The organism is Exiguobacterium antarcticum DSM 14480 (assembly GCF_000685865.1).
GTDB lineage: Bacteria > Bacillota > Bacilli > Exiguobacteriales > Exiguobacteriaceae > Exiguobacterium_A > Exiguobacterium_A antarcticum.
Genome location: NZ_JMKS01000003.1, coordinates 1,485,263 through 1,511,720, shown reverse-complemented (window position 1 = coordinate 1,511,720; position 26,458 = coordinate 1,485,263). Strand labels below are relative to the sequence as shown.

Sequence of the window (26,458 nt, the reverse complement as noted above, 5' to 3'; positions counted from 1 at the left end):
TCCCGTTCGTCCAACCCTGTCATGAATCCGAGTTTTTACGCCGGCGTATTTGTTCGAGACGTTCGATGACATCTGCCGGCATATCAATCGTCGACCGTGGTTTTTTGCTTGTCTTCGAAACCGACGTCTGTCCTCGAATGACCACGACAGCTGCTTTCCAATCGCGGCGTAACTCTTGTGCCGAGATACGAAGCGCCCCCAGCGTAAAGATGACCCATTGCTCCGTAAAATCATTGGTCGCAACGGTCAACTTGACCCGGATATCTTGTAACCACTCTGCTGCTGTTTTCTCAATCCATTCATCGGCCGTTTCATTTTCACGGGTATAAATGACTTCAATCCCACTTTTCTTGATCCGGGATTCTCGTCCCGGTTGGAGATAGGCATCGAAGACAATCGTCACGCTAATTCCTGTTACAGCTTGGTACTCGGCCATCGCATCGACCAATCGTTCCCGTGCTAATTCAAAATCCTGCTCCCGCAATGTCCGGAATTCCGGCCATGCGCCAATGATATTGTAGCCATCAACGATCAGACGGTCATATTTCATCGCGAATACGGCTTTCTCGTCCGGTAGACCTCATACAACAGTAAAGAGGCTGCGACGGACGCATTCAGCGACGTGACGTGCCCTGCCATCGGGAGATGGACAAGAAAATCACATTTTTCGCGGACGAGCCGGCTCATCCCTTTTCCTTCACTGCCGATGACGATCCCGAGTGGCATCGTCCCGTCGAGCGTCCGGTAGTCGTCACTTTCACGTGCATCCGTTCCGACAAACCAGATGCCTTTTTTCTTCAAGTCTTCCATCGTCCGGGTCAAGTTCGTCACACGGACGACCGGTATATGTTCGATCGCACCGGTAGATGCTTTCGCGACGACCTGCGTCAATCCGACGGACCGGCGTTTTGGGATAATGACGCCGTGAGCACCGACCGCATCCGCCGTCCGGAGAATCGATCCCAGATTATGCGGGTCTTCCAGTTCATCCAGCAAAATCATCAATGGGGTCTCGTCTTTTTTCTCCGCGAGCGCAAAAATGTCATCGAGTTCCGCATATTCGTAAGCCGCGACGGCCGCGACGACTCCTTGGTGGTTGTCACTCCCCGTCAGGCCATGGAGCTTCGAACGGGGAACGATTTGCGTCTGGACACCGGCTTCTTTGGCCATCGCGTGAATGACCGCGAGTGGTCCTTTCTGTTGCCCTTCTTGAATGAACAGCTTGTTCATCTCACGTCCCGTCCGTAAGGCTTCAAGGACCGGGTTCCGTCCGTATAAGAAATCTTGCCCTTCTTCGAGCGGCTCAATCACGATCGGGTCTTCCTGTTTCTTTTCAATCCGTTTCTGTTTCTCAACACTCGGCTTATCGCCTTTTGGTTTCCGTAATGGGTGGCCTGATTTATTTTCCGTCCGTTGCTTCGTTTTCGAGTAATGTGAACGCTTGTCCGATGAGTTCTTCAAGACGATTCCCTCCTTTTGAAAGATAAACATATCCTAACAGGGCTTCAAATGCCGTCGCGTAACGATACGTGTGGACATCCGTACTTTTAGGTACAGAACCTGATTTCGCATTTTTACCACGACGGACGACAGCCTGTTCTTCTTCCGTTAACGTGTCCGTGTTCAGCCAGTGGGTGACGACTAAGGCCTGAGCTTGCGCCCGGACATATCGGATCGCCGCCTGATGCAGGTCTCCCGGTTTGACGAACCCTTGATCGAGTAACCGTTCCCGGACATGTAATTCATACACGACATCCCCCATATAGGCGAGTGCCAAGGCATTTAATTGTTTATAATTTTTCATCCGCGCTTCCACCGCATCCCTTGCGCCGTGTCTTCAAGTAAGATGCCCTGGTCACGCAGTTGATCCCGGATTGCGTCAGCCCGTGCGAAGTCACGGTCTTTTCGTGCCGTGTCCCGGTCACGGATCAATTGTTCGACTTCTTCGTCGAGCAATCCTTTATCGACCGTGAGTGTGACACCAAGAACGGTCGACAATTCATCGAAGACGGCTAAAAATCGTTCAAGGACTTCCGTTGCGACTTGGTCCTCTCCGAGATACAGGTTTGCTTCTTTGGATAAATCAAACAAATCCGTTACCGCATTCGCCGTATTGAAGTCGTCATCCATCGATGTCACGAAATGTTGTTTGATCGCTTCAATCCGTTTCAACCACTTTTCATTTGATGTGCCCAGGTTCGCCGTCATCGTCAGACGATGTTCGACGTTTGCGACCGATTCACGGATCCGCGCCAGACCATTTGCCGCCTGATCGATCAGTTCACGGCTGTAGTTGATCGGATGACGGTATTGGACCGATAACATGAAGAAACGTAAGACCATCGGATCGACCGCTTGGATCGCTTCGTGGACCGTCAGGAAATTCCCGAGTGATTTTGACATCTTTTCATTTTCAATATTGAGGAATCCATTATGCATCCAGTAATTGGCGAACTTTTGCGAGTTACAAGCTTCCGACTGAGCAATCTCATTTTCATGGTGTGGGAATTTTAAGTCTTGTCCTCCCGCGTGAATATCAATCGTATCGCCGAGATACTTTTTCGCCATCGCCGAGCATTCGATGTGCCAGCCGGGACGCCCTTCGCCCCACGGACTGGTCCATGCCGGCTCACCTGGTTTTGCCGCTTTCCATAACACGAAGTCGAGTGGATCTTCTTTTTTCTCACCCACTTCAATCCGGGCGCCGGACCGGAGCTCATCGATCGACTGTTGGCTCAATTGCCCGTAGTTCTCAAAGCTGCGTGTCCGGAAATAGACATCGCCACTTGATGCATAGGCGTTTCCTTTTTCGACGAGCACTTCGATGAAGGCGATGATATCGTCCATCGTTTCCGTGACGAGCGGATGGATATCTGCTTTTTGGACATTCAACGCGCCGGTATCCGCATGATACGCGTCGATGAAACGTTTCGTTAATTCGTGGTAATCTTCTCCCAGTTCATTGGCCGTCCGAATGATTTTATCGTCGACATCCGTGAAGTTCGAGACGTATTTCACTTCATATCCACGATACGTGAAGTAGCGGCGGACGGTATCAAACACGATGGCCGGACGGGCATTTCCGATATGAATGTAATTGTAGACAGTTGGTCCACAGACATACATCTTGACCTTGCCTTCTTCTAACGGTTTAAATGGTTCCTTTTTTCCGGTCATGCTGTTGTAAAGTTGTATCATGGCGGCGTCCTCCTTTTATTCGTTCAATCTCACGTTTTAGTTGTTCGAGCTCTAGTTCAATTCGTTCTTGGCATTCACGGACCGGGTCCGGTAACTGATGATCTAATGGCGCATCGACTTTGATCCCGTCTTGGACGACGACTCGACCAGGAATCCCGACGACTGTTGCGTTTGCCGGCACATCCTTTAACACCACGGAACTCGCACCGATTTTGGAGGAATCTCCTATTTTAATATCTCCGAGCACGCGGGCTCCCGCTGAAACGAGGACCCCATTTCCGAGTGTCGGATGCCGTTTCCCCGTCTCTTTCCCCGTTCCGCCAAGCGTCACACCTTGAAACAGGGTGACATCATCCCCGATGATCGCCGTTTCACCAATGACGACCCCCATACCATGGTCGATGAAAAAGCGTCGTCCGATTGTTGCTCCAGGATGGATTTCAATCCCCGTTAAGAAACGACTGAATTGAGCGAGCATCCGGGCAGCCAGATGCAGATTCATCTTCCACAAACGATGAGCGAATCGGTGCATCCAGACGGCATGGAGTCCAGGATAGGTCAATACGACTTCGACCGTACTCCGTGCTGCCGGATCTTGCTTAAATACATTTCGGATATCTTCACGCATCCGTGTCATGTTCGTTCTCCTCTCCATAAGAAAAAGCGCCCCCGTGCATCGCTGCACAGAGACGCTAATCAGCGCGGTCCCACTCTGTTTGGATGAAAAACTTCATCCCTCTCCGATCCGTTAACGCCGGAGATACGTCTACGCCTACTCTCACTGATTTCGGGTAGCACTCAGAGGGGCATTTCGAAACGCGTCTGTTCAAGCTCTCTCATCACGCAAGCTCGTCTCTGTACAACAGGCATCGTTCCTACTTTCCTCATCTACGCTTTATTTATGCGTCCAGACGCGCGAGTACGCGGTCTTTTCCTAATAGTTGAATCGTGTTCGGAAGTTCTGGTCCGTGTGTCTGTCCGGTCGTTGCGACGCGGATTGGCATGAACAAGTTTTTTCCTTTTTGTCCAGTTGCTTTTTGTGTCGATTTAATCGCACCTTTGATGGCTTCCGGCGTCCAGTCTTCAAGTGTCCGCAACTGAGTCGCGAACTCACTTAAGACGGTAGGAACCATTTCTCCTGCCAAAACAGTGTTTGCCTCTTCATCATACACCAGTTCTTCTTCAAAAAACATCTCTGAAAGCTCAACGATTTCTGCACCATGTGTCATCTGTTCCCGGTACAGTCCGACTAGATCTTGTGCCCAGATTCGTTCTTCTTCCGTCGGCTCACTTGATACACGACCCGCTTCTTGTAAAAACGGTAAACTGGCTTCGAACACTTCTTCAAACGATTGGTGTTTCATATATTGTCCGTTGATCCAAGCCAATTTCTGCTGATCGAAGACAGCTGGACTTTTCGAAAGACGGGAGGCATCGAAGATTTCAATGAACTCTTCCTTCGTAAAGATTTCTTGTTCACCAACCGGCGACCAACCAAGTAACGTCACGAAGTTGAGTAACGCTTCTGGCAGATATCCGAGATCTTTATACTGCTCGATGTATTGAATGATCGATTGGTCACGTTTTGACAACTTTTTATGCTCTTCATTGACGATCAGCGTCATGTGACCGAACGTTGGATATTCCCAACCGAACGCATCATAAATCATCATCTGTTTTGGTGTGTTCGAGATATGATCGTCACCACGAAGCACATGGCTGATTGCCATCAAGTGATCATCGATGACAACAGCAAAGTTGTATGTCGGGATACCGTCCTTCTTGACGATGACCCAATCTCCGAAGTCTTTTGACTCAAACGAGACGTCTTCTTTAACGATATCATGCCATGTATACGTCACATCTTCCGGTACACGAATCCGGATCGATGGTGTTCGTCCTTCTGCAACAAATGCCTCTTCTTGCTCTTGCGTCAAGTTACGGTGTGCACCAGAATAACGTGGCGCTTCACCACGGGCGATCTGGGCTTCCCGCTCTGCTTCGAGCTCTTCTGATGTCATATAGCAGCGATACGCAAGCCCTTTTTCAAGCAACTCGTCCGTATACTTTTTGTATAGATCCAGTCGTTCCATCTGGAAGTAAGGACCGTATTCGCCGCCACGACCCGGACCTTCATCCCAATCGATGCCGAGCCACTCCAGATACTTCATCTGACTTTCGACACCGCCGTCAATGTTTCGTTTCTGGTCCGTATCCTCGATTCGTAAAATCATTTTCCCGCCTGCATGTCGTGCGAACAGGTAGTTAAACAACGCTGTTCGTGCGTTTCCAATATGAAGATGTCCCGTTGGACTTGGTGCATAACGTACACGTACTTCTGCCATTACCGATCCACTCCCTTAGTCTAAAATTCGCTTACCTAGTATACCTTATTCTTCGATTCGTTTCAGCAAAATCACAGCCTGGCATGCGATTCCTTCTTCACGTCCCGTAAAGCCAAGCCATTCTGTCGTCGTTGCCTTCACATTGATTTGTTCAATATCTGCTTCGAGCAGTTCTGCGATCCGGGCACGCATCGTATCGATATATGGACGTAATTTCGGCGCCTGTGCAATCACCGTCGCATCGAGATTACCAAGTTCATATCCCTGCTCCTTGACGAGCGCATACACATGTTGCAACAGTTTTGCGGAATCCGCATCTTTGAATTCCGGATCCGTGTCCGGAAAATGTTTCCCGATGTCGCCTGCTGCGATCGCTCCAAGTGCCGCATCGGCAATCGTATGTAACAAGACATCCGCATCGGAATGACCGAGTAATCCTTTTGTGTGCGGAATTTCGATTCCACCTAAAATCAGTTTCCGATCCTCTGCAAACGCATGTACATCAAATCCTTGTCCAATTCGAATCATCATCATTTCCCCCGTTTCGTTAAAATCGCTTCACCAAATACTAAATCGTCGGGTGTCGTTACTTTAATGTTCTCGTATTGTCCGGTCACCTGAGTCACCGTACCTCCGTCCCATTCTATCAAACTTGCATCATCCGTACCTAAAAATTCTGTGGCTGCTTTTTCATGGACCGTCCGAATCGTCTCGAGTTGAAACGCTTGTGGGGTTTGAGCCGCCATCAACTGCTCCCGTGGAACGGTTTCGACAATCCTATCCTGCTCGACCCGTTTGACGGTATCTTTGATAGGGACGGCAAGAATGGCCGCACCCGTTACTTCAGCTGCTGCGACGACACGGTGAATCGCGTCGAGTGTCACGAATGGACGTGCCCCATCATGGATCAGGACGATGCCGGGCTCGGTGATCACGGCTAATCCTCGCCGGACACTCTCCTGCCGTTCGCGTCCACCTGGAATCAGTTGGATTGTCGTCTCGTACTGCGCCGTGATCGATTCAAACCAAGTCTGTTCTGCTGGATTGATTGCAAGGATGATTTCAAGACATTGATCGTCTTGTTCGAAGACATCCAGTGTCCACTCGATGATGGAGCGGTTTCGTAACAACAACATCAATTTATTTCGATCGGCTCCCATCCGTTTACCTGCTCCGGCAGCCGGAATGACAATGCGATAAGTCTGTTCTTTCATCTAGTTCCCTCTTTTCCCATAAGTAAAGACTGCCAAAACGAATTTGGCAGCCTGCTGTTTATTTTTCTTGAGGTTTTGCAAAAATCATCCGTCCAGCAGACGTTTGAAGCACACTGGTCACGACGACACCAATCGTCTTCGAAATCAGATGTTTTCCTTCTTCGACGACGACCATCGTTCCGTCTTCGAGATAAGCGATCCCCTGCTTTTGTTCTTTTCCTTCTTTGATGACAAGAACCGTCATCTCTTCACCGGGAATGACCACCTGCTTGACGGCATTCGCTAAATCATTGATGTTGAGAACAGGAACATTCCGGACTTCGCAGACCTTATTTAAGTTGTAGTCATTTGTGACGACGATCCCTTTGATCAATTCGGCGAGCTTAATCAACTTGATGTCCACTTCCGACACGTCTTCAAAATCACCATCATAAATTTCGACTTCCATTCCGGGAATCGACTGCAATTCTTTTAAGACATCCAGTCCACGGCGTCCACGGTTCCGTTTCAGTGTATCCGATGAGTCCGCGATATACTGTAACTCTCCGATGACGAATTGCGGAACGATCAATTTCCCTTCGACGAAACCTGTTTTCGCGATGTCGGTAATCCGACCGTCGATGATGACACTCGTATCGAGGACTTTACTGTTCGATTTTGTGACGACGACAGGTTCTGCCACCGCTTTTTTCTCTGCTTGATTACTGTTATTGCGCAAGAAGACTTTTGTCAGTTCGTGACGTTTCCGGTAACCGACCGTAAATCCAAGGTACCCGAACAGTGCCGTGACAAAAATCGTTAAGACGTTGCTGAGTAGCGGAATATCAACGAGTTCGATTAACATGCTGACGAGAAAGGCCATGACGAGACCAATCAGTAGACCGAATGTGCCGAAAAATAAATCAGCGACAGGTGCTTTGACTAACTTTTCTTCTAAAAACCGGAGAAGTCGAATCACAGAATCCGTAATGAATAATCCAATTAATAAAAATATGAGTGCACCAATCGTTCCTGTTACATATGTGGTCATCAACCAGTCCGGGAAAGCCATCTTCGTCGCGGCTTCAATCAGTTGAAATAATTCAGGAAGCAACAAGATACCAAGCGCAAGACCTAGTAACGCAAAAAAGATCCTGATGACGATTTTCAATCTCCCCACCTCCTTTTATTATTTTAAGTTCATTGTAACATGTATTTATTTGAATCACCTACGCCTTAGGAAGGGGATACTGTTTACAGGTCTGTGACAGTTGCCCCTTCCTTTATCGTAGTTGCACTGACTTAAAAAGGAATCGTTTCGCGTAATGCTTCATCCACACTTTCGACACCAATCACTGTGATGCCTGGAGGATACGTCCATCCACCTAAGTTGTTTTTCGGAATGATGGCACGCGTGAAACCAAGTTTTGCAGCTTCCGCGACCCGTTGCTCGATCCGTGACACCCGTCGGACTTCTCCTGTCAAGCCGACTTCGCCGATGACGACGTCGGTCGGTCGTGTCGGTTTATCCCGAAAACTCGAAGCGACGGCGACACAAATCGCTAAATCAATCGCTGGTTCATCCAGTTTGACACCACCCGCTGCCTTGAGATATGCATCTTGTGTCTGAAGTAATAAGCCGGACCTTTTTTCTAAAACCGCCATCAACAGGGCCACTTTATTCTGATCGATTCCGGTCGCCATACGACGTGGGTTTCCGAATGAAGTCGGTGAAATCAAGGCTTGTAATTCGACAAGAACCGTTCGTGTCCCTTCCATCGAAGCAACGATCGTCGAACCGGACACCCCGGACGTCCGTTCTTCCAAGAAGATTTCTGACGGATTCAAGACTTCTTCGAGACCTGACTCCCGCATTTCAAAGATTCCAATCTCATTGGTCGAGCCAAATCGGTTTTTGACAGCCCGTAAAATCCGAAACGTATGGTGACGTTCCCCTTCGAAATACAACACGGCATCCACCATGTGCTCAAGCAGACGTGGACCGGCAATCGACCCTTGCTTCGTCACGTGACCAACGATGAAGATGGCAATCCCACGACTCTTAGCAATTTTCATCAACATGGCTGTACATTCACGAACTTGGGTCACACTTCCTGGTGCGGACTGAATCTCATCAATATAAACCGTTTGGATCGAATCGATGATTAAGAAAGCAGGATTTTCTTCATCGACGACCCGCTCGATCATGTTCATGTCAGTCTCACTGAGGACAAATAAATCCTGAGTCGGTAAGCCGAGTCGCTCCGCTCTTAATTTCGTCTGCTTCAGTGATTCCTCACCGGAAATATAAAGCACCTTTTCACCACGCTGTGCGAGACGAGCACTCGTCTGGAGTAAAATCGTCGACTTCCCGATTCCGGGATCACCTCCGACGAGCACCATCGAGCCTGGTACGATTCCGCCACCGAGGACACGGTCAAACTCACTACTCCCTGTGAAGACACGACTCTCTTCTTGCGATACGATATCCGACAGTCGCTCCGGTTTTAATTGTTTAGTTGTCGTATGGACAAAAGCCGATCCACGCCGTGCCTTTTTCTCCTCGATGACTTCCTCCACCATCGTATTCCACTCACCACAGCCGGAGCAACGCCCCATCCATTTTGGAGATTCCGTCCCACAGCTTTGACAAACAAATTTTGTCTTCAGTTTAGCCAATCGATTCATCCTTTCTCTTTATCAAGAAAAAAGTCCAGCTTTCGCCTCATACTTGCGAAAGCTGGACCCTGTTGATCACTTATTCAGTGGTTGCTGGTTCAGCTTGATGACGGCGGACGATGAATTCGCCATCTTCGACATCAAGTGCTACACGTTCACCTTTTTGGATGTCTCCCGCAAGCAAGGCTTCCGACAAACGATCCTCCGCTTCACGTTGAAGCGCACGGCGAATCGGACGCGCTCCGTACTCTGGATCATATCCGATATCCGCAATTTTCGAGAGCGCAGCTGGCGTCAACTCGAAATGCACTTGTTGTTCAGCAAGTCGTTTTTCAAGCGTTTTAGCCATCAATTTAACGATTTCTTCGATGTGTTTCTTCTCAAGTGAGTGGAAGACGATCGTTTCGTCGATCCGGTTCAAGAACTCAGGGCGGAAGGCTTTTTTCAACTCATCCATGACTTTACCCTTCATGTCTTTATACTCACGATCCGTGTCATCTGATACGGCAAATCCAACATATTTATTTCGTTTGAGTGCACTTGCTCCGACGTTTGATGTCATGACGATGATTGTATTCCGGAAGTCGACAGTGCGACCTTTTGAATCCGTCAAACGTCCGTCATCCAGCACTTGAAGTAAGATGTTGAAGACTTCAGGGTGCGCTTTTTCGATCTCATCGAGCAAGATGACAGAGTATGGTTTGCGGCGAACTTTTTCTGTTAATTGACCGCCTTCTTCATACCCGACATATCCCGGAGGCGAACCGACTAGGCGACTTGTCGCATGTTTCTCCATGTACTCAGACATGTCGATTCGGATGATGGCATCCTCGTCACCGAACATCGCTTCCGCAACCGCTCGTGCGAGTTCCGTTTTACCGACACCAGTCGGACCGAGGAAGATAAACGAACCAATCGGACGTTTTGGATCTTTGAGTCCAGCCCGAGCACGACGGATGGCTTTTGAAATGGATTTAACCGCTTCGTTTTGACCGATGACGCGACCATGAAGAATTTCTTCGAGACGCAATAAACGATCTGTTTCTTCTTCCGCGATTTTCGTGACGGGAACACCTGTCCAGTTGGCGACGACTTGTGCGATATCGTCTTTTGTGACTTCAAGTTTTTCGTTGCCTTGCTTGTTCTGCCATTCCTCTTTCAAACGCTCCAGCTCGTCGCGCAATTTTTGTTCCGTGTCGCGAAGACTTGCTGCCTTTTCGAATTCCTGACTTTGAACGGCTTCATCTTTATCTTTACGAATACCTTCAAGCTTTGCTTCGACTTCTTTTAAGTTGGGTGGTGCTGTATACGAACGAAGACGGACTTTCGAAGCTGCTTCATCAACCAGGTCGATGGCTTTATCCGGTAGGAAACGGTCCGAAATGTACCGATCCGAAAGTGTAACCGCTTCGTGAATCGCTTCATCCGTGATGGTGACACGGTGATGTGCTTCATAACGGTCACGAAGACCAAACAAGATTTGTGTTGCTTCATCCGTTGTGGGCTCAGCAACTTGGATTGGTTGGAAACGACGTTCGAGTGCCGCATCTTTTTCGATGTATTTCCGGTACTCATCAAGTGTCGTTGCTCCGACACATTGAAGTTCCCCACGTGCGAGTGATGGTTTCAGGATGTTCGACGCATCAATCGCACCTTCTGCTCCACCAGCACCGATCAACGTGTGCAGTTCATCGATGAAGAGAATGATGTTACCAGCCTGACGAATTTCGTCCATGACCTTCTTCAACCGATCTTCAAACTCACCACGATACTTCGTGCCCGCGACGAGTGTCCCCATGTCGAGTACCATGACGCGTTTATTCCGTAACGTCTCCGGCACTTCATTATTGACGATTTGTTGCGCTAGTCCTTCGACGACAGCTGTTTTACCAACACCTGGTTCCCCGATTAAGACGGGATTATTTTTCGTCCGGCGGCTTAAGACTTCAATGACACGTTGGATTTCTTTTGCACGACCAATGACTGGGTCAAGACGTGTCTCACGAGCTTGCTGTGTCAAGTCACGAGCCAGACCATCAAGCGTTGGTGTCGCGACGCCTGATCCAGCTTGTGAGGCGTTTGCTGTCGTTTCACTGTTGCCTAACAGTTGTAATACTTGTTGACGCGCTTTTGAGAGACTGATCCCGAGGTTGTTTAAGACACGTGCCGCGACACCTTCTCCTTCACGGATCAAACCGAGCAAGAGGTGTTCTGTTCCGACATACGAGTGACCCAGTTTACGCGCTTCATCCATCGAAAGTTCGATAACCTTTTTCGCACGTGGTGTATAGTGAATCGTCGTCGCACCATCTTGACCACGACCGATCAATGCTTCGACTTCCATTTGAATCTTATCTGAACTGAGTCCGAGTGCCGTTAATGCTTTCGCCGCAATCCCGTCTCCTTCACGTACAAGTCCGAGTAAAATATGTTCTGTCCCGATATTATGGTGACCAAGACGTACCGCTTCTTCTTGAGCAAGTGCGAGTACGCGTTGAGCACGTTCTGTGAATCGTCCAAACATCATTACGCAAAACCTCCTTGTGTGTGATCCCTTTTTGTCTGCTCGGTTAACATCTCGCGAATGACAGTCGCTCGTTCGATGTCCCGTTCTCTTGATGTTAATTGTTTCCCGAAATGCTTTTGTAGAAAACCTGTTTGTAACGATACGAGTAAATGATGGAACAAACTTGGCGGAAGTTCGACTGCTAAACCTAAGCTGTCAGCCAACCGAACATCGGATAACCGTTCCGTCGCTTCTCGCGCCGTAATCAAACGCGCAGATCTTAGAATGCCGTACGACCGATACAACCGGTCCTCTAGTTCTTCTTGATACATCTCCAATAATCCTTTTCTTGCGGCTTGTTCCGCCTCAATTAATGCTTCGACGGCGAATTGATAATCGGTAATCAGCATATCTTCACTCGCTCCAAGCGTCCGTTGATTCGACAATTGAAACATTCTTCCAGACGCATCGCTACCTTCGCCGTAACGTCCACGAATCGCAAAACCCAGCTGTCGCAAGTGTTTGATATAGCCTTGGATTTGATTCGTTAGGACAAGACCAGGCAAATGTAACATCACAGACGCACGAAGACCTGTGCCGACGTTGCTCGGACAAGTCGTCAAGTAACCAAGTGTATCGTCAAAAGCGATTTTAAAGCGTTCACTAATCAACAGATCGACTTGTTTCGCTACCCGAAAAGCCTCTTCTAGTTGCAGGCCGGGTAACAATGTCTGAATGCGGAAATGATCTTCTTCATTCACCATGACACTAATTTGTTCATCTTCACTCACAAAGAGTCCTGTGCGTGGATGAGTTGCGAGTGCCGGACTGATTAAATGTTTTTCTACTAAAGCAGTTCGTGTTAAAGCATCGACTTGGTCGACCCGTCCGAATTGAAACCCTTTTAACCCCGATAGCTGTCGCTCAGTTTCATCAATCAAGGCAGCAGCCTGCGTTTCTGTCAATCTTGTCGAGAACGGATAATGGGTGACATTCCGAGCTAAACGAATCCGGGTCGAGACGACGATATCATCGTAGGGTGCTTGTTGATTCATCTTTTCGCTAAGAGGTTGCGTCAATAATTTTTCAAACATGGCGCAAATCCTCCTCCACATTTAAAATTTGTTGTTTCAGGACCTCGGCTTCTTCATAATCTTCTGATAAGATCTTACGATTCAACTGTTCTTTGAGTCGACTTAATTGTTGCGATAAACGTCTTTCGACCGACTCTTCTTCAGGCCGTGAACCATAATGTTTCGTATGACCGTGTTGAAATTGGCGAATCATCCCATCGACTTCTTCTTTAAAAAACGAATAGCATGTCGCACACCCAACTTTTCGTAAATGTAATACCTGTTGACGTGTCATTCCACATGAAGGACAAGCTGTTTCTTGATAGGCTTTGGCCATTTCCTTTACACAAACCGAACAGAGTACTTGTTCGGTTTCCTCTGTATCTTGTGGAAGTTTGACACGGACAACGGCTTCACGTTCACCACACCGTTGACAACGCATACACATTCCTCCCGTGTCAAAGTCGTTTGATTGTTTTCAAAAGTGTCTGCATCAAATGAGCCCGCATACGACGTTGATCTTCAAGTACCATCGGCAAACTTTCTTTTTGTAACAAGGATTGGACGACAATGGCTTCACGTCGTGTTAAAAGTTGTTCATTCACTAAGCGAATCAAATAATCTTCCGCTGCTTGTTCCGTCAAGTCATTCCCAATCCATCGGCTCATCTCGTCTAACAGATCATGGCTATCCAAAATTACGATTTTTTGAATCCGGATATAACCGCCACCACCACGCTTACTTTCAACAAAATAACCTTTTTCAATCGTAAAACGGGTATTGATGACATAGTTGATTTGTGATGGTACACAATCAAAACGTTCAGCAATTTCTTGACGTTTGATTTCAATTTTTTTCTCATCATGTAAAATCTGCTTTAAATAGGCTTCGATGATATCTGTGATGTTTTGCATGGGCACCACCTCTCTGACCATCTTTGACTATTGTTTGATTTAATAGTAATCATCTTAAAAGTGAAATGCAACCATTTAGTCTTTTCATTTGGTATACACAAAAAGGACCGATCTGCATATGCAGATCGGTCCTTTCAATGGCCTGGCAACGTCCTATCCTCACAGGGGGAAGCCCCCAACTACTTTCGGCGTTCAAGTGCTTAACTTCCGTGTTCGGCATGGGAACGGGTGTGACCACTTGGCTATCGTCACCAGACATCTATCATCTTAACATTATGTTTCCATAACGTCAAGAACTTTTTTGAAAAGCTCGCGCCCTCAAAACTGAAGTCATCAACAAGATCATCTGCTAGAACAAAGCCTCGACCGATTAGTATCACTCAGCTCCGCATGTCGCCATGCTTCCACCCGTGACCTATCTACCTCATCGTCTCTGAGGGGTCTTTCTTGATTACTCAAAGGGAAATCTCATCTTGGAGGGGGCTTCATGCTTAGATGCTTTCAGCATTTATCCCGTCCGCACGTAGCTACCCAGCGATGCTCCTGGCGGAACAACTGGTACACCAGCGGTGCGTCCATCCCGGTCCTCTCGTACTAAGGACAGCTCTCCTCAAATTTCCTGCGCCCACGACGGATAGGGACCGAACTGTCTCACGACGTTCTGAACCCAGCTCGCGTACCGCTTTAATGGGCGAACAGCCCAACCCTTGGGACCTACTCCAGCCCCAGGATGCGATGAGCCGACATCGAGGTGCCAAACCTCCCCGTCGATGTGGACTCTTGGGGGAGATCAGCCTGTTATCCCCAGGGTAGCTTTTATCCGTTGAGCGATGGCCCTTCCATGCGGAACCACCGGATCACTAAGCCCGACTTTCGTCCCTGCTCGACTTGTAGGTCTCGCAGTCAAGCTCCCTTCTGCCTTTGCGCTCTACGAATGATTTCCAACCATTCTGAGGGAACCTTTGGGCGCCTCCGTTACTGTTTAGGAGGCGACCGCCCCAGTCAAACTACCCGCCTGACACGGTCCTCCAGCCGGATGACGGCTGCGAGTTAGAGACTCTATGCATGAAGGGCGGTATCCCAAGGGTGACTCCTCCGAAGCTGGCGCTCCGGTCTCGACGTCTCCCGCCTATCCTGTACATCATGCACAAAGCCTCAATATCAGGCTGTAGTAAAGCTCCATGGGGTCTTTCCGTCCTGTCGCGGGTAACCTGCATCTTCACAGGTACTATGATTTCACCGGGTCTCTCGTTGAGACAGTGCCCAAATCGTTACGCCTTTCGTGCGGGTCGGAACTTACCCGACAAGGAATTTCGCTACCTTAGGACCGTTATAGTTACGGCCGCCGTTTACTGGGGCTTCGGTTCAAAGCTTCGCTTGCGCTAACCCATCCCCTTAACCTTCCAGCACCGGGCAGGCGTCAGCCCCTATACGTCATCTTGCGATTTAGCAGAGACCTGTGTTTTTGCTAAACAGTCGTTTGGGCCTATTCACTGCGGCTCTACTCAATGTAGAGCGTCCCTTCTCCCGAAGTTACGGGACCATTTTGCCGAGTTCCTTAACGAGAGTTATCCCGCGCGTCTTAGAATTCTCATCCCGCCTACCTGTGTCGGTTTACGGTACTGGCACCTTCCACCTCACTAGAGGCTTTTCTTGGCAGTGTGAAATCGTGACCTTCGTCCCTACGGGACTCCGCATCGTTCCTCGACTTTGATGCCTGACGGATTTGCCAATCAGACGGTCTCGAAACTTACACATGCACTTCCATCCGCATGCGTCACTATCCTCCTGCGTCCCCCCATTGTTCAAACGGTGGATCGGTGGTACAGGAATATCAACCTGTTATCCATCGCCTACGCCTTTCGGCCTCGGCTTAGGTCCAGACTAACCCTGAGCGGACGAGCCTTCCTCAGGAAACCTTGGGCTTTCGACGGAGGGGATTCTCACCCCTCTTTTCGCTACTCACACCGGCATTCTCACTTCCAAACGCTCCACTGCTCCTTACGGTACAGCTTCACAGCGGTTTGGAACGCTCCCCTACCATTCCTTACGGAATCCGCAGCTTCGGTGGTATGTTTAGCCCCGTTACATTTTCGGCGCGGCGCCACTCGACTAGTGAGCTATTACGCACTCTTTGAATGGTGGCTGCTTCTAAGCCAACATCCTAGCTGTCTAGGCAGCGCCACATCCTTTTCCACTTAACATACACTTTGGGACCTTAGCTGGCGGTCTGGGCTGTTTCCCTCTTGACTACGGATCTTATCACTCGCAGTCTGACTCCCGAGTATAAGTTGCCGGCATTCGGAGTTTAACTGAATTCGGTAACCCTGTGGGGGCCCCTAGTCCAATCAGTGCTCTACCTCCGGAACTCTCAACCTCGAGGCTAGCCCTAAAGCTATTTCGGGGAGAACCAGCTATCTCCAGGTTCGATTGGCATTTCACCGCTACCCACACCTCATCCCCGCACTTTTCAACGTGCGTGGGTTCGGACCTCCAGTCAGTGTTACCTGACCTTCATCCTGGACATGGGTAGATCACCTGGTTTCGGGTCTACGACAACGCACTATGGCGCCCTATTCAGACTCGCTTTCGCTACGGCTCCGCCTCATCAGCTTAACCTCGCGCGCTATCGTAACTCGCCGGTTCATTCTACAAAAGGCACGCCATCACCCATTAACGGGCTCTGACTACTTGTAGGCATACGGTTTCAGGATCTATTTCACTCCCCTTCCGGGGTGCTTTTCACCTTTCCCTCACGGTACTGGTTCACTATCGGTCACTAGGGAGTATTTAGCCTTGGGAGATGGTCCTCCCGGATTCCGACGGGGTTTCACGTGTCCCGCCGTACTCAGGATCCACTCTGGAGGGAAAACAGTTTCAGCTACAGGGCTGTCACCTTCTTCGGCCGACCTTTCCAGGTCGTTCACCTACTGTCTTCCTTTTTGACTCCGTATAGAGTGTCCTACAACCCCGGAGAGCATGCTCTCCGGTTTGGGCTGTTCCCGTTTCGCTCGCCGCTACTCAGGGAATCGCATTTGCTTTCTCTTCCTCCGGGTACTTAGATGTTTCAGTTCCCCGGGTCTGCCTCACGCTACACTATGTATTCATGTAACATGTCCCATCCCATTACGGATGGTGGGTTCCCCCATTCGGAAATCCTCGGATCAAAGCATACTTACTGCTCCCCGAAGCATATCGCTGTTCGTCGCGTCCTTCATCGGCTCCTAGTGCCAAGGCATCCACCGTACGCCCTTCATACCTTGATCTAGCATTTTGGTATTCTAAGAACACACGTCTAATGACATGGTTATAAAAAGTTTGATGTCTTGTTGATGTCTTCAGTTTTCAAGGTGCGAGTGTCTCTTATCGAGACTGAGAGACGAGCTCTCAAAACTGAACGATGGGCATGTCCCTTACGGGACGTTTTCCTTAGAAAGGAGGTGATCCAGCCGCACCTTCCGATACGGCTACCTTGTTACGACTTCACCCCAATCATCTACCCCACCTTCGACGGCTGGCTCCTTGCGGTTACCTCACCGGCTTCGGGTGTTGCAAACTCTCGTGGTGTGACGGGCGGTGTGTACAAGACCCGGGAACGTATTCACCGCAGTATGCTGACCTGCGATTACTAGCGATTCCGACTTCATGCAGGCGAGTTGCAGCCTGCAATCCGAACTGGGAACGGCTTTCTGGGATTGGCTCCACCTCGCGGTCTCGCTGCCCTTTGTACCGTCCATTGTAGCACGTGTGTAGCCCAACTCATAAGGGGCATGATGATTTGACGTCATCCCCACCTTCCTCCGGTTTGTCACCGGCAGTCTCCCTAGAGTGCCCAACTAAATGCTGGCAACTAAGGATAGGGGTTGCGCTCGTTGCGGGACTTAACCCAACATCTCACGACACGAGCTGACGACAACCATGCACCACCTGTCACCCTTGTCCCCGAAGGGAAAACTTGATCTCTCAAGCGGTCAAGGGGATGTCAAGAGTTGGTAAGGTTCTTCGCGTTGCTTCGAATTAAACCACATGCTCCACCGCTTGTGCGGGTCCCCGTCAATTCCTTTGAGTTTCAGCCTTGCGGCCGTACTCCCCAGGCGGAGTGCTTAATGCGTTAGCTTCAGCACTGAGGGGCGGAAACCCCCCAACACCTAGCACTCATCGTTTACGGCGTGGACTACCAGGGTATCTAATCCTGTTTGCTCCCCACGCTTTCGCGCCTCAGCGTCAGTTACAGACCAAAGAGTCGCCTTCGCCACTGGTGTTCCTCCACATCTCTACGCATTTCACCGCTACACATGGAATTCCACTCTTCTCTTCTGTACTCAAGCCTTCCAGTTTCCAATGACCCTCCCCGGTTGAGCCGGGGGCTTTCACATCAGACTTAAAAGGCCGCCTGCGCGCGCTTTACGCCCAATAATTCCGGACAACGCTTGCCACCTACGTATTACCGCGGCTGCTGGCACGTAGTTAGCCGTGGCTTTCTCGTAAGGTACCGTCATAGCATGAGCATTACCTCTCACGCCTATTCTTCCCTTACAACAGAGTTTTACGATCCGAAAACCTTCATCACTCACGCGGCGTTGCTCCATCAGACTTTCGTCCATTGTGGAAGATTCCCTACTGCTGCCTCCCGTAGGAGTCTGGGCCGTGTCTCAGTCCCAGTGTGGCCGATCACCCTCTCAGGTCGGCTATGCATCGTCGCCTTGGTGGGCCATTACCCCACCAACTAGCTAATGCACCGCAAGGCCATCTCAAGGTGACGCCGAAGCGCCTTTCATCATCAGACCATGCGGTCTGAAGAACTATCCGGTATTAGCTCCGATTTCTCGGAGTTATCCCAATCCTTGAGGCAGGTTCCTTACGTGTTACTCACCCGTCCGCCGCTCATTCCGCTCACTTCCCTCCGAAGAGTTCCGTGAGCTTCCTGCGCTCGACTTGCATGTATTAGGCACGCCGCCAGCGTTCGTCCTGAGCCAGGATCAAACTCTTCATAAAGTGTTTGACTTGCTCGTTTTTGTGACCGGAGTCACGTTGACGAAGCTTGCGCTTCATTCATTGTTTGTATCCGAAGATACGTTTTTTGCCTCATCGTTCAGTTTTCAAAGTTCGTCATAAAGATAATTTGGTGGAGCCTAGCGGGATCGAACCGCTGACCTCCTGCGTGCAAGGCAGGCGCTCTCCCAGCTGAGCTAAGGCCCCATTAAGGGATTAAATTGAAGATGGTCGGGAAGACAGGATTCGAACCTGCGACCCCTTGGTCCCAAACCAAGTGCTCTACCAAGCTGAGCTACTTCCCGAAAAGTGCACCCTGAGAGATTCGAACTCCCGACCCCTTGATTCGTAGTCAAGTACTCTATCCAGCTGAGCTAAGGGTGCGGGGTATATAATCAAACAGTTACATTAAAAAATGGTACCGAGGGCCGGAATCGAACCGGCACGGGGAAACCCCCGCAGGATTTTAAGTCCTGTGCGTCTACCAGTTCCGCCACCCCGGCAGGGTGATAAAAGGTAGCATCTAAACTTTTTTAAGTTTGATGATATTTAAGATGAAAATGGTGCCGGCAACAGGAGTCGAACCCGCGACCTACTGATTACAAGTCAGTTGCTCTACCAGCTGAGCTACACCGGCAAGTGTAATAAAAATTAAAAATGGTGGAGGATGACGGGATCGAACCGCCGACCCTCTGCTTGTAAGGCAGATGCTCTCCCAGCTGAGCTAATCCTCCATATTTATCGCCTGGCAGCGTCCTATCCTCACAGGGGGAAGCCCCCAACTACTTTCGGCGTTCAAGTGCTTAACTTCCGTGTTCGGCATGGGAACGGGTGTGACCACTTGGCTATCGCCACCAGACATCTACCATCTTAACATTATGTTTCCATAACGTCAAGAACTTTTTTGAAAAGCTCGCGCCCTCAAAACTGAAGTCATCAACAAGATCATCTGCTAGAACAAAGCCTCGACCGATTAGTATCACTCAGCTCCGCATGTCGCCATGCTTCCACCCGTGACCTATCTACCTCATCGTCTCTGAGGGGTCTTTCTTGATTACTCAAAGGGAAATCTCATCTTGGAGGGGGCTTCATGCTTAGATGCTTTCAGCATTTATCCCGTCCGCACGTAGCTACCCAGCGATGCTCCTGGCGGAACAACTGGTACACCAGCGGTGCGTCCATCCCGGTCCTCTCGTACTAAGGACAGCTCTCCTCAAATTTCCTGCGCCCACGACGGATAGGGACCGAACTGTCTCACGACGTTCTGAACCCAGCTCGCGTACCGCTTTAATGGGCGAACAGCCCAACCCTTGGGACCTACTCCAGCCCCAGGATGCGATGAGCCGACATCGAGGTGCCAAACCTCCCCGTCGATGTGGACTCTTGGGGGAGATCAGCCTGTTATCCCCAGGGTAGCTTTTATCCGTTGAGCGATGGCCCTTCCATGCGGAACCACCGGATCACTAAGCCCGACTTTCGTCCCTGCTCGACTTGTAGGTCTCGCAGTCAAGCTCCCTTCTGCCTTTGCGCTCTACGAATGATTTCCAACCATTCTGAGGGAACCTTTGGGCGCCTCCGTTACTGTTTAGGAGGCGACCGCCCCAGTCAAACTACCCGCCTGACACGGTCCTCCAGCCGGATGACGGCTGCGAGTTAGAGACTCTATGCATGAAGGGCGGTATCCCAAGGGTGACTCCTCCGAAGCTGGCGCTCCGGTCTCGACGTCTCCCGCCTATCCTGTACATCATGCACAAAGCCTCAATATCAGGCTGTAGTAAAGCTCCATGGGGTCTTTCCGTCCTGTCGCGGGTAACCTGCATCTTCACAGGTACTATGATTTCACCGGGTCTCTCGTTGAGACAGTGCCCAAATCGTTACGCCTTTCGTGCGGGTCGGAACTTACCCGACAAGGAATTTCGCTACCTTAGGACCGTTATAGTTACGGCCGCCGTTTACTGGGGCTTCGGTTCAAAGCTTCGCTTGCGCTAACCCATCCCCTTAACCTTCCAGCACCGGGCAGGCGTCAGCCCCTATACGTCATCTTGCGATTTAGCAGAGACCTGTGTTTTTGCTAAACAGTCGTTTGGGCCTATTCACTGCGGCTCTACTCAATGTAGAGCGTCCCTTCTCCCGAAGTTACGGGACCATTTTGCCGAGTTCCTTAACGAGAGTTATCCCGCGCGTCTTAGAATTCTCATCCCGCCTACCTGTGTCGGTTTACGGTACTGGCACCTTCCACCTCACTAGAGGCTTTTCTTGGCAGTGTGAAATCGTGACCTTCGTCCCTACGGGACTCCGCATCGTTCCTCGACTTTGATGCCTGACGGATTTGCCAATCAGACGGTCTCGAAACTTACACATGCACTTCCATCCGCATGCGTCACTATCCTCCTGCGTCCCCCCATTGTTCAAACGGTGGATCGGTGGTACAGGAATATCAACCTGTTATCCATCGCCTACGCCTTTCGGCCTCGGCTTAGGTCCAGACTAACCCTGAGCGGACGAGCCTTCCTCAGGAAACCTTGGGCTTTCGACGGAGGGGATTCTCACCCCTCTTTTCGCTACTCACACCGGCATTCTCACTTCCAAACGCTCCACTGCTCCTTACGGTACAGCTTCACAGCGGTTTGGAACGCTCCCCTACCATTCCTTACGGAATCCGCAGCTTCGGTGGTATGTTTAGCCCCGTTACATTTTCGGCGCGGCGCCACTCGACTAGTGAGCTATTACGCACTCTTTGAATGGTGGCTGCTTCTAAGCCAACATCCTAGCTGTCTAGGCAGCGCCACATCCTTTTCCACTTAACATACACTTTGGGACCTTAGCTGGCGGTCTGGGCTGTTTCCCTCTTGACTACGGATCTTATCACTCGCAGTCTGACTCCCGAGTATAAGTTGCCGGCATTCGGAGTTTAACTGAATTCGGTAACCCTGTGGGGGCCCCTAGTCCAATCAGTGCTCTACCTCCGGAACTCTCAACCTCGAGGCTAGCCCTAAAGCTATTTCGGGGAGAACCAGCTATCTCCAGGTTCGATTGGCATTTCACCGCTACCCACACCTCATCCCCGCACTTTTCAACGTGCGTGGGTTCGGACCTCCAGTCAGTGTTACCTGACCTTCATCCTGGACATGGGTAGATCACCTGGTTTCGGGTCTACGACAACGCACTATGGCGCCCTATTCAGACTCGCTTTCGCTACGGCTCCGCCTCATCAGCTTAACCTCGCGCGCTATCGTAACTCGCCGGTTCATTCTACAAAAGGCACGCCATCACCCATTAACGGGCTCTGACTACTTGTAGGCATACGGTTTCAGGATCTATTTCACTCCCCTTCCGGGGTGCTTTTCACCTTTCCCTCACGGTACTGGTTCACTATCGGTCACTAGGGAGTATTTAGCCTTGGGAGATGGTCCTCCCGGATTCCGACGGGGTTTCACGTGTCCCGCCGTACTCAGGATCCACTCTGGAGGGAAAACAGTTTCAGCTACAGGGCTGTCACCTTCTTCGGCCGACCTTTCCAGGTCGTTCACCTACTGTCTTCCTTTTTGACTCCGTATAGAGTGTCCTACAACCCCGGAGAGCATGCTCTCCGGTTTGGGCTGTTCCCGTTTCGCTCGCCGCTACTCAGGGAATCGCATTTGCTTTCTCTTCCTCCGGGTACTTAGATGTTTCAGTTCCCCGGGTCTGCCTCACGCTACACTATGTATTCATGTAACATGTCCCATCCCATTACGGATGGTGGGTTCCCCCATTCGGAAATCCTCGGATCAAAGCATACTTACTGCTCCCCGAAGCATATCGCTGTTCGTCGCGTCCTTCATCGGCTCCTAGTGCCAAGGCATCCACCGTACGCCCTTCATACCTTGATCTAGCATTTTGGTATTCTAAGAACACACGTCTAATGACATGGTTATAAAAAGTTTGATGTCTTGTTGATGTCTTCAGTTTTCAAGGTGCGAGTGTCTCTTATCGAGACTGAGAGACGAGCTCTCAAAACTGAACGATGGGCATGTCCCTTACGGGACGTTTTCCTTAGAAAGGAGGTGATCCAGCCGCACCTTCCGATACGGCTACCTTGTTACGACTTCACCCCAATCATCTACCCCACCTTCGACGGCTGGCTCCTTGCGGTTACCTCACCGGCTTCGGGTGTTGCAAACTCTCGTGGTGTGACGGGCGGTGTGTACAAGACCCGGGAACGTATTCACCGCAGTATGCTGACCTGCGATTACTAGCGATTCCGACTTCATGCAGGCGAGTTGCAGCCTGCAATCCGAACTGGGAACGGCTTTCTGGGATTGGCTCCACCTCGCGGTCTCGCTGCCCTTTGTACCGTCCATTGTAGCACGTGTGTAGCCCAACTCATAAGGGGCATGATGATTTGACGTCATCCCCACCTTCCTCCGGTTTGTCACCGGCAGTCTCCCTAGAGTGCCCAACTAAATGCTGGCAACTAAGGATAGGGGTTGCGCTCGTTGCGGGACTTAACCCAACATCTCACGACACGAGCTGACGACAACCATGCACCACCTGTCACCCTTGTCCCCGAAGGGAAAACTTGATCTCTCAAGCGGTCAAGGGGATGTCAAGAGTTGGTAAGGTTCTTCGCGTTGCTTCGAATTAAACCACATGCTCCACCGCTTGTGCGGGTCCCCGTCAATTCCTTTGAGTTTCAGCCTTGCGGCCGTACTCCCCAGGCGGAGTGCTTAATGCGTTAGCTTCAGCACTGAGGGGCGGAAACCCCCCAACACCTAGCACTCATCGTTTACGGCGTGGACTACCAGGGTATCTAATCCTGTTTGCTCCCCACGCTTTCGCGCCTCAGCGTCAGTTACAGACCAAAGAGTCGCCTTCGCCACTGGTGTTCCTCCACATCTCTACGCATTTCACCGCTACACATGGAATTCCACTCTTCTCTTCTGTACTCAAGCCTTCCAGTTTCCAATGACCCTCCCCGGTTGAGCCGGGGGCTTTCACATCAGACTTAAAAGGCCGCCTGCGCGCGCTTTACGCCCAATAATTCCGGACAACGCTTGCCACCTACGTATTACCGCGGCTGCTGGCACGTAGTTAGCCGTGGCTTTCTCGTAAGGTACCGTCATAGCATGAGCATTACCTCTCACGCCTATTCTTCCCTTACAACAGAGTTTTACGATCCGAAAACCTTCATCACTCACGCGGCGTTGCTCCATCAGACTTTCGTCCATTGTGGAAGATTCCCTACTGCTGCCTCCCGTAGGAGTCTGGGCCGTGTCTCAGTCCCAGTGTGGCCGATCACCCTCTCAGGTCGGCTATGCATCGTCGCCTTGGTGGGCCATTACCCCACCAACTAGCTAATGCACCGCAAGGCCATCTCAAGGTGACGCCGAAGCGCCTTTCATCATCAGACCATGCGGTCTGAAGAACTATCCGGTATTAGCTCCGATTTCTCGGAGTTATCCCAATCCTTAAGGCAGGTTCCTTACGTGTTACTCACCCGTCCGCCGCTCATTCCCCTCACTTCCCTCCGAAGAGTTCCGTGAGCTTCCTGCGCTCGACTTGCATGTATTAGGCACGCCGCCAGCGTTCGTCCTGAGCCAGGATCAAACTCTCCATAAAGTGTTTGACTTGCTCGTTGTTGTGACCGGAGTCACGTTGACGAAGCTTGCGCTTCATTCATTGTTTGTATCCGAAGATACGTTTTTTGCCTCATCGTTCAGTTTTCAAAGTTCGTCGTGTCGTTTTCAGCGACTTTAATATCTTACCAAGTCACCGACACGATTGTCAATAACTTTTCTCGATATTTTTTTCGGTGTGTCACAACCATTTGCGGCACAAGAAATAATATACCATGGAGTTTTTGTTTAGACAAGTGTTTTATTAGAAAAACATTTAAAAGTTTATTTTCCCCGTTTTCTCCAAAAGATATTCTAGCAAACCTCTTATCAGATAAAGGTTTTTTGATGACCTGATCACTAACAAACCCCCCCCGCTTTCTTCTATTATGAAGAAAAACGGGGGAGAATCACTTTCGATGAGTCCTTAGTTTTGTTGATGGCGCATCGTTGGGAACAGGAGTACATCACGGATCGACGGTGCATTCGTCAGCAACATGACGAGACGATCGATTCCGATTCCGAGCCCTCCAGTTGGTGGCATACCATACTCAAGTGCTTCGATGAAATCATTATCCATTTCATGCGCTTCATCGTTCCCTGCTTCTTTTTCAACAAGCTGGGCTTCGAAACGTTCCCGTTGATCAATCGGATCATTCAATTCCGTAAAGGCATTCGCATGTTCCCGACGGACGATAAACAATTCAAAACGATCCGTGAAACGTGGGTCTTCTGGATTTTTCTTCGCAAGCGGTGAAATCTCGACCGGATGTCCGTAGACAAATGTCGGCTGAACAAGTGACTCTTCAATCTTTTGTTCAAAGAATTCATTGAGGATATGTCCAGTTGTCATATGGGCTTGAACTTCAACACCATGTTCATGCGCCAACTCATGGGCACGTTCTTTTGTAATCTCTTCAAAGAAATCAACACCTGTCGCTTCTTTAACAAGGTCCGCCATATGGGCACGTTTCCATCCGACAGACAGATCGATGACATCTTCACCATATGTGACTTGTGTTGTGCCAAGTACTTCTTGCGCGACATGCGCAATCAGGTTTTCTGTCAAGTTCATGATGTCATTGTAATCCGCGTATGCTTCATACAACTCGATCATCGTGAATTCAGGGTTATGACGTGTCGAGATTCCTTCATTTCGGAAGACACGACCGATTTCATAGACCTTCTCCAGCCCACCGACGATCAAACGCTTAAGATGCAATTCGATGGCAATCCGCATATACAGCGTCATATCGAGTGCATTGTGATGTGTGATGAACGGACGTGCTGATGCACCACCTGCGATTGTATGCAACATCGGTGTTTCAACTTCCAAGTATCCGAGACTATCGAGGTACTGACGGATGCCACGAATGACTTTACTACGTGCGATGAATGTCTCACGTGATTCATTGTTCGTGATCAAATCGAGATACCGTTGACGATAACGCTGTTCGACATCTTTTAGTCCGTGGTATTTATCCGGAAGGGGACGTAGTGCTTTTGTCAGTAATGTAAAGGATGTGACGTGAACCGATAATTCACCGACGTTCGTCTTGAAGACGTATCCACTGATTCCGACAATATCGCCCAGATCACATGTTTTATAAATTTCATAGGCTTCTTCACCTACATCATCTTTACGCACATACAATTGAATTTGGCCTTTTACATCTTGCACGTTCGTAAAGCCAACTTTCCCTTTACGGCGTGTCGTCATGACGCGACCCGCAATCGCAACGTCCGGTTTCAGTTCTGCCAATTCTTCTTTTTCGTGTTCGCCGTAAGCGGCACGAATACTGGCTGTATCCGTTGACCGTTCGAAACGAGCACCAAACGGATCAAGTCCTTGTTCACGCATGGCATTCATCTTACCGAGACGCACCTGCATTTGATCATTCATTTCCATGTCCTGACTCACTGTCTTCACTCCTTTTATAATGGTTCACGATGGTTTTCACCTT

Annotated in this window: 15 protein-coding genes, 6 tRNA genes, 6 rRNA genes and 1 other annotated feature; all 27 genes read right to left on the bottom strand. The window is 49.9% G+C overall.

All coding sequences use genetic code 11. The annotated features are described in order from the left end of the window. Window positions 1-19 precede the first annotated feature (19 nt). Complete coding sequence (locus tag P404_RS0108635) at window positions 20-550, bottom strand: NYN domain-containing protein (RefSeq protein ID WP_026830522.1); 531 nt, start codon at window positions 548-550, stop codon at window positions 20-22. Next, on the bottom strand, window positions 547-1,311 hold the full coding sequence (gene rlmB, locus P404_RS0108630; protein WP_014969135.1) for a 23S rRNA (guanosine(2251)-2'-O)-methyltransferase RlmB: 765 nt from the start codon (window positions 1,309-1,311) through the stop codon (window positions 547-549). Before rlmB ends, P404_RS0108635 begins: the two co-directional genes overlap by 4 nt. A gap of 88 nt (window positions 1,312-1,399) precedes the next feature. After that, window positions 1,400-1,804: a Mini-ribonuclease 3 gene (locus tag P404_RS0108625; protein WP_026830521.1), complete on the bottom strand. Its 405-nt coding sequence runs from the start codon at window positions 1,802-1,804 to the stop codon at window positions 1,400-1,402. Next, complete coding sequence (gene cysS, locus P404_RS0108620) at window positions 1,801-3,198, bottom strand: cysteine--tRNA ligase (protein ID WP_026830520.1); 1,398 nt, start codon at window positions 3,196-3,198, stop codon at window positions 1,801-1,803. Before cysS ends, P404_RS0108625 begins: the two co-directional genes overlap by 4 nt. Next, window positions 3,152-3,835: a serine O-acetyltransferase gene (gene cysE, locus P404_RS17450; protein WP_014969132.1), complete on the bottom strand. Its 684-nt coding sequence runs from the start codon at window positions 3,833-3,835 to the stop codon at window positions 3,152-3,154. The genes cysS and cysE overlap by 47 nt, the downstream gene beginning before the upstream one ends. Window positions 3,836-3,880: 45 nt before the next feature. Continuing rightward, window positions 3,881-4,098: a binding site (T-box leader), on the bottom strand. Next, the gene (gltX, locus tag P404_RS0108610) at window positions 4,098-5,543 is read right to left on the bottom strand and encodes a glutamate--tRNA ligase (RefSeq protein WP_014969131.1); all 1,446 of its coding nucleotides are present in this window, start codon (window positions 5,541-5,543) and stop codon (window positions 4,098-4,100) included. (Overlaps the previous feature by 1 nt.) A 45-nt stretch (window positions 5,544-5,588) precedes the next feature. After that, window positions 5,589-6,071 carry a 2-C-methyl-D-erythritol 2,4-cyclodiphosphate synthase gene (gene ispF / locus P404_RS0108605; protein WP_014969130.1) on the bottom strand — a complete coding sequence of 161 codons (483 nt, stop codon included), beginning with the start codon at window positions 6,069-6,071 and terminating at the stop codon, window positions 5,589-5,591. A 2-nt stretch (window positions 6,072-6,073) separates the two neighbouring features. Continuing rightward, on the bottom strand, window positions 6,074-6,757 hold the full coding sequence (gene ispD, locus P404_RS0108600; RefSeq protein ID WP_026830519.1) for a 2-C-methyl-D-erythritol 4-phosphate cytidylyltransferase: 684 nt from the start codon (window positions 6,755-6,757) through the stop codon (window positions 6,074-6,076). Window positions 6,758-6,815: 58 nt separating this feature from the next. Further along, the gene (locus P404_RS0108595) at window positions 6,816-7,907 is read right to left on the bottom strand and encodes a PIN/TRAM domain-containing protein (protein WP_014969128.1); all 1,092 of its coding nucleotides are present in this window, start codon (window positions 7,905-7,907) and stop codon (window positions 6,816-6,818) included. Between the two features lie 131 nt (window positions 7,908-8,038). Continuing rightward, window positions 8,039-9,415, bottom strand: coding sequence for a DNA repair protein RadA (gene radA, locus P404_RS0108590; RefSeq protein WP_026830518.1), 1,377 nt, complete (start codon window positions 9,413-9,415; stop codon window positions 8,039-8,041). Window positions 9,416-9,494: 79 nt separating this feature from the next. Continuing rightward, a complete protein-coding gene (clpC, locus tag P404_RS0108585) occupies window positions 9,495-11,942 on the bottom strand; it encodes an ATP-dependent protease ATP-binding subunit ClpC (protein WP_014969126.1) in 2,448 nt (815 codons plus the stop codon). Further along, window positions 11,942-13,015, bottom strand: a complete 1,074-nt coding sequence (locus tag P404_RS0108580) for an ATP--guanido phosphotransferase (RefSeq protein WP_026830517.1) — start codon at window positions 13,013-13,015, stop codon at window positions 11,942-11,944. Before P404_RS0108580 ends, clpC begins: the two co-directional genes overlap by 1 nt. Beyond that, the gene (locus P404_RS0108575) at window positions 13,008-13,436 is read right to left on the bottom strand and encodes a hypothetical protein (protein WP_026830516.1); all 429 of its coding nucleotides are present in this window, start codon (window positions 13,434-13,436) and stop codon (window positions 13,008-13,010) included. The genes P404_RS0108580 and P404_RS0108575 overlap by 8 nt, the downstream gene beginning before the upstream one ends. Window positions 13,437-13,452: 16 nt before the next feature. Continuing rightward, window positions 13,453-13,908: a CtsR family transcriptional regulator gene (locus P404_RS0108570; protein ID WP_014969123.1), complete on the bottom strand. Its 456-nt coding sequence runs from the start codon at window positions 13,906-13,908 to the stop codon at window positions 13,453-13,455. 140 nt (window positions 13,909-14,048) lie between these two features. Beyond that, window positions 14,049-14,164: ribosomal RNA gene (rrf, locus tag P404_RS0108565) — 5S ribosomal RNA — on the bottom strand. A gap of 94 nt (window positions 14,165-14,258) precedes the next feature. Beyond that, window positions 14,259-17,174: ribosomal RNA gene (locus P404_RS0108560) — 23S ribosomal RNA — on the bottom strand. Window positions 17,175-17,341: 167 nt separating this feature from the next. Continuing rightward, window positions 17,342-18,903, bottom strand: a 16S ribosomal RNA gene (locus tag P404_RS0108555). Window positions 18,904-19,031: 128 nt separating this feature from the next. After that, window positions 19,032-19,107, bottom strand: a tRNA-Ala gene (locus P404_RS0108545). A 21-nt stretch (window positions 19,108-19,128) separates the two neighbouring features. After that, a tRNA-Pro gene (locus tag P404_RS0108540) sits at window positions 19,129-19,205 on the bottom strand. A gap of 5 nt (window positions 19,206-19,210) precedes the next feature. Beyond that, window positions 19,211-19,284, bottom strand: a tRNA-Arg gene (locus P404_RS0108535). Between the two features lie 32 nt (window positions 19,285-19,316). After that, window positions 19,317-19,403, bottom strand: a tRNA-Leu gene (locus P404_RS0108530). Between the two features lie 58 nt (window positions 19,404-19,461). Continuing rightward, a tRNA-Thr gene (locus P404_RS0108525) sits at window positions 19,462-19,537 on the bottom strand. Between the two features lie 21 nt (window positions 19,538-19,558). Continuing rightward, window positions 19,559-19,634, bottom strand: a tRNA-Val gene (locus P404_RS0108520). Between the two features lie 9 nt (window positions 19,635-19,643). Beyond that, window positions 19,644-19,759 (bottom strand): 5S ribosomal RNA (gene rrf / locus P404_RS0108515). Between the two features lie 94 nt (window positions 19,760-19,853). Next, window positions 19,854-22,769, bottom strand: a 23S ribosomal RNA gene (locus P404_RS0108510). A 167-nt stretch (window positions 22,770-22,936) separates the two neighbouring features. Further along, window positions 22,937-24,498, bottom strand: a 16S ribosomal RNA gene (locus P404_RS0108505). Together the 16S, 23S and 5S rRNA genes with 6 tRNA genes alongside form the textbook arrangement of a ribosomal RNA operon. A gap of 423 nt (window positions 24,499-24,921) precedes the next feature. Beyond that, the gene (gene lysS / locus P404_RS0108495) at window positions 24,922-26,403 is read right to left on the bottom strand and encodes a lysine--tRNA ligase (RefSeq protein ID WP_193363378.1); all 1,482 of its coding nucleotides are present in this window, start codon (window positions 26,401-26,403) and stop codon (window positions 24,922-24,924) included. Window positions 26,404-26,458: the final 55 nt, after the last annotated feature.

What these genes read in the sequence shown, in the direction of transcription:
- P404_RS0108635 (WP_026830522.1), bottom strand. Translation starts at nt 550, where the DNA reads ATGAAATATGACCGTCTGATCGTTGATGGCTACAATATCATTGGCGCA.
- P404_RS0108625 (WP_026830521.1), bottom strand. Translation starts at nt 1,804, where the DNA reads ATGAAAAATTATAAACAATTAAATGCCTTGGCACTCGCCTATATGGGG.
- cysS (WP_026830520.1), bottom strand. Translation starts at nt 3,198, where the DNA reads ATGATACAACTTTACAACAGCATGACCGGAAAAAAGGAACCATTTAAA.
- cysE (WP_014969132.1), bottom strand. Translation starts at nt 3,835, where the DNA reads ATGACACGGATGCGTGAAGATATCCGAAATGTATTTAAGCAAGATCCG.
- gltX (WP_014969131.1), bottom strand. Translation starts at nt 5,543, where the DNA reads ATGGCAGAAGTACGTGTACGTTATGCACCAAGTCCAACGGGACATCTT.
- ispF (WP_014969130.1), bottom strand. Translation starts at nt 6,071, where the DNA reads ATGATTCGAATTGGACAAGGATTTGATGTACATGCGTTTGCAGAGGAT.
- ispD (WP_026830519.1), bottom strand. Translation starts at nt 6,757, where the DNA reads ATGAAAGAACAGACTTATCGCATTGTCATTCCGGCTGCCGGAGCAGGT.
- clpC (WP_014969126.1), bottom strand. Translation starts at nt 11,942, where the DNA reads ATGATGTTTGGACGATTCACAGAACGTGCTCAACGCGTACTCGCACTT.
- P404_RS0108580 (WP_026830517.1), bottom strand. Translation starts at nt 13,015, where the DNA reads ATGTTTGAAAAATTATTGACGCAACCTCTTAGCGAAAAGATGAATCAA.
- P404_RS0108575 (WP_026830516.1), bottom strand. Translation starts at nt 13,436, where the DNA reads ATGCGTTGTCAACGGTGTGGTGAACGTGAAGCCGTTGTCCGTGTCAAA.
- P404_RS0108570 (WP_014969123.1), bottom strand. Translation starts at nt 13,908, where the DNA reads ATGCAAAACATCACAGATATCATCGAAGCCTATTTAAAGCAGATTTTA.
- lysS (WP_193363378.1), bottom strand. Translation starts at nt 26,403, where the DNA reads ATGGAAATGAATGATCAAATGCAGGTGCGTCTCGGTAAGATGAATGCC.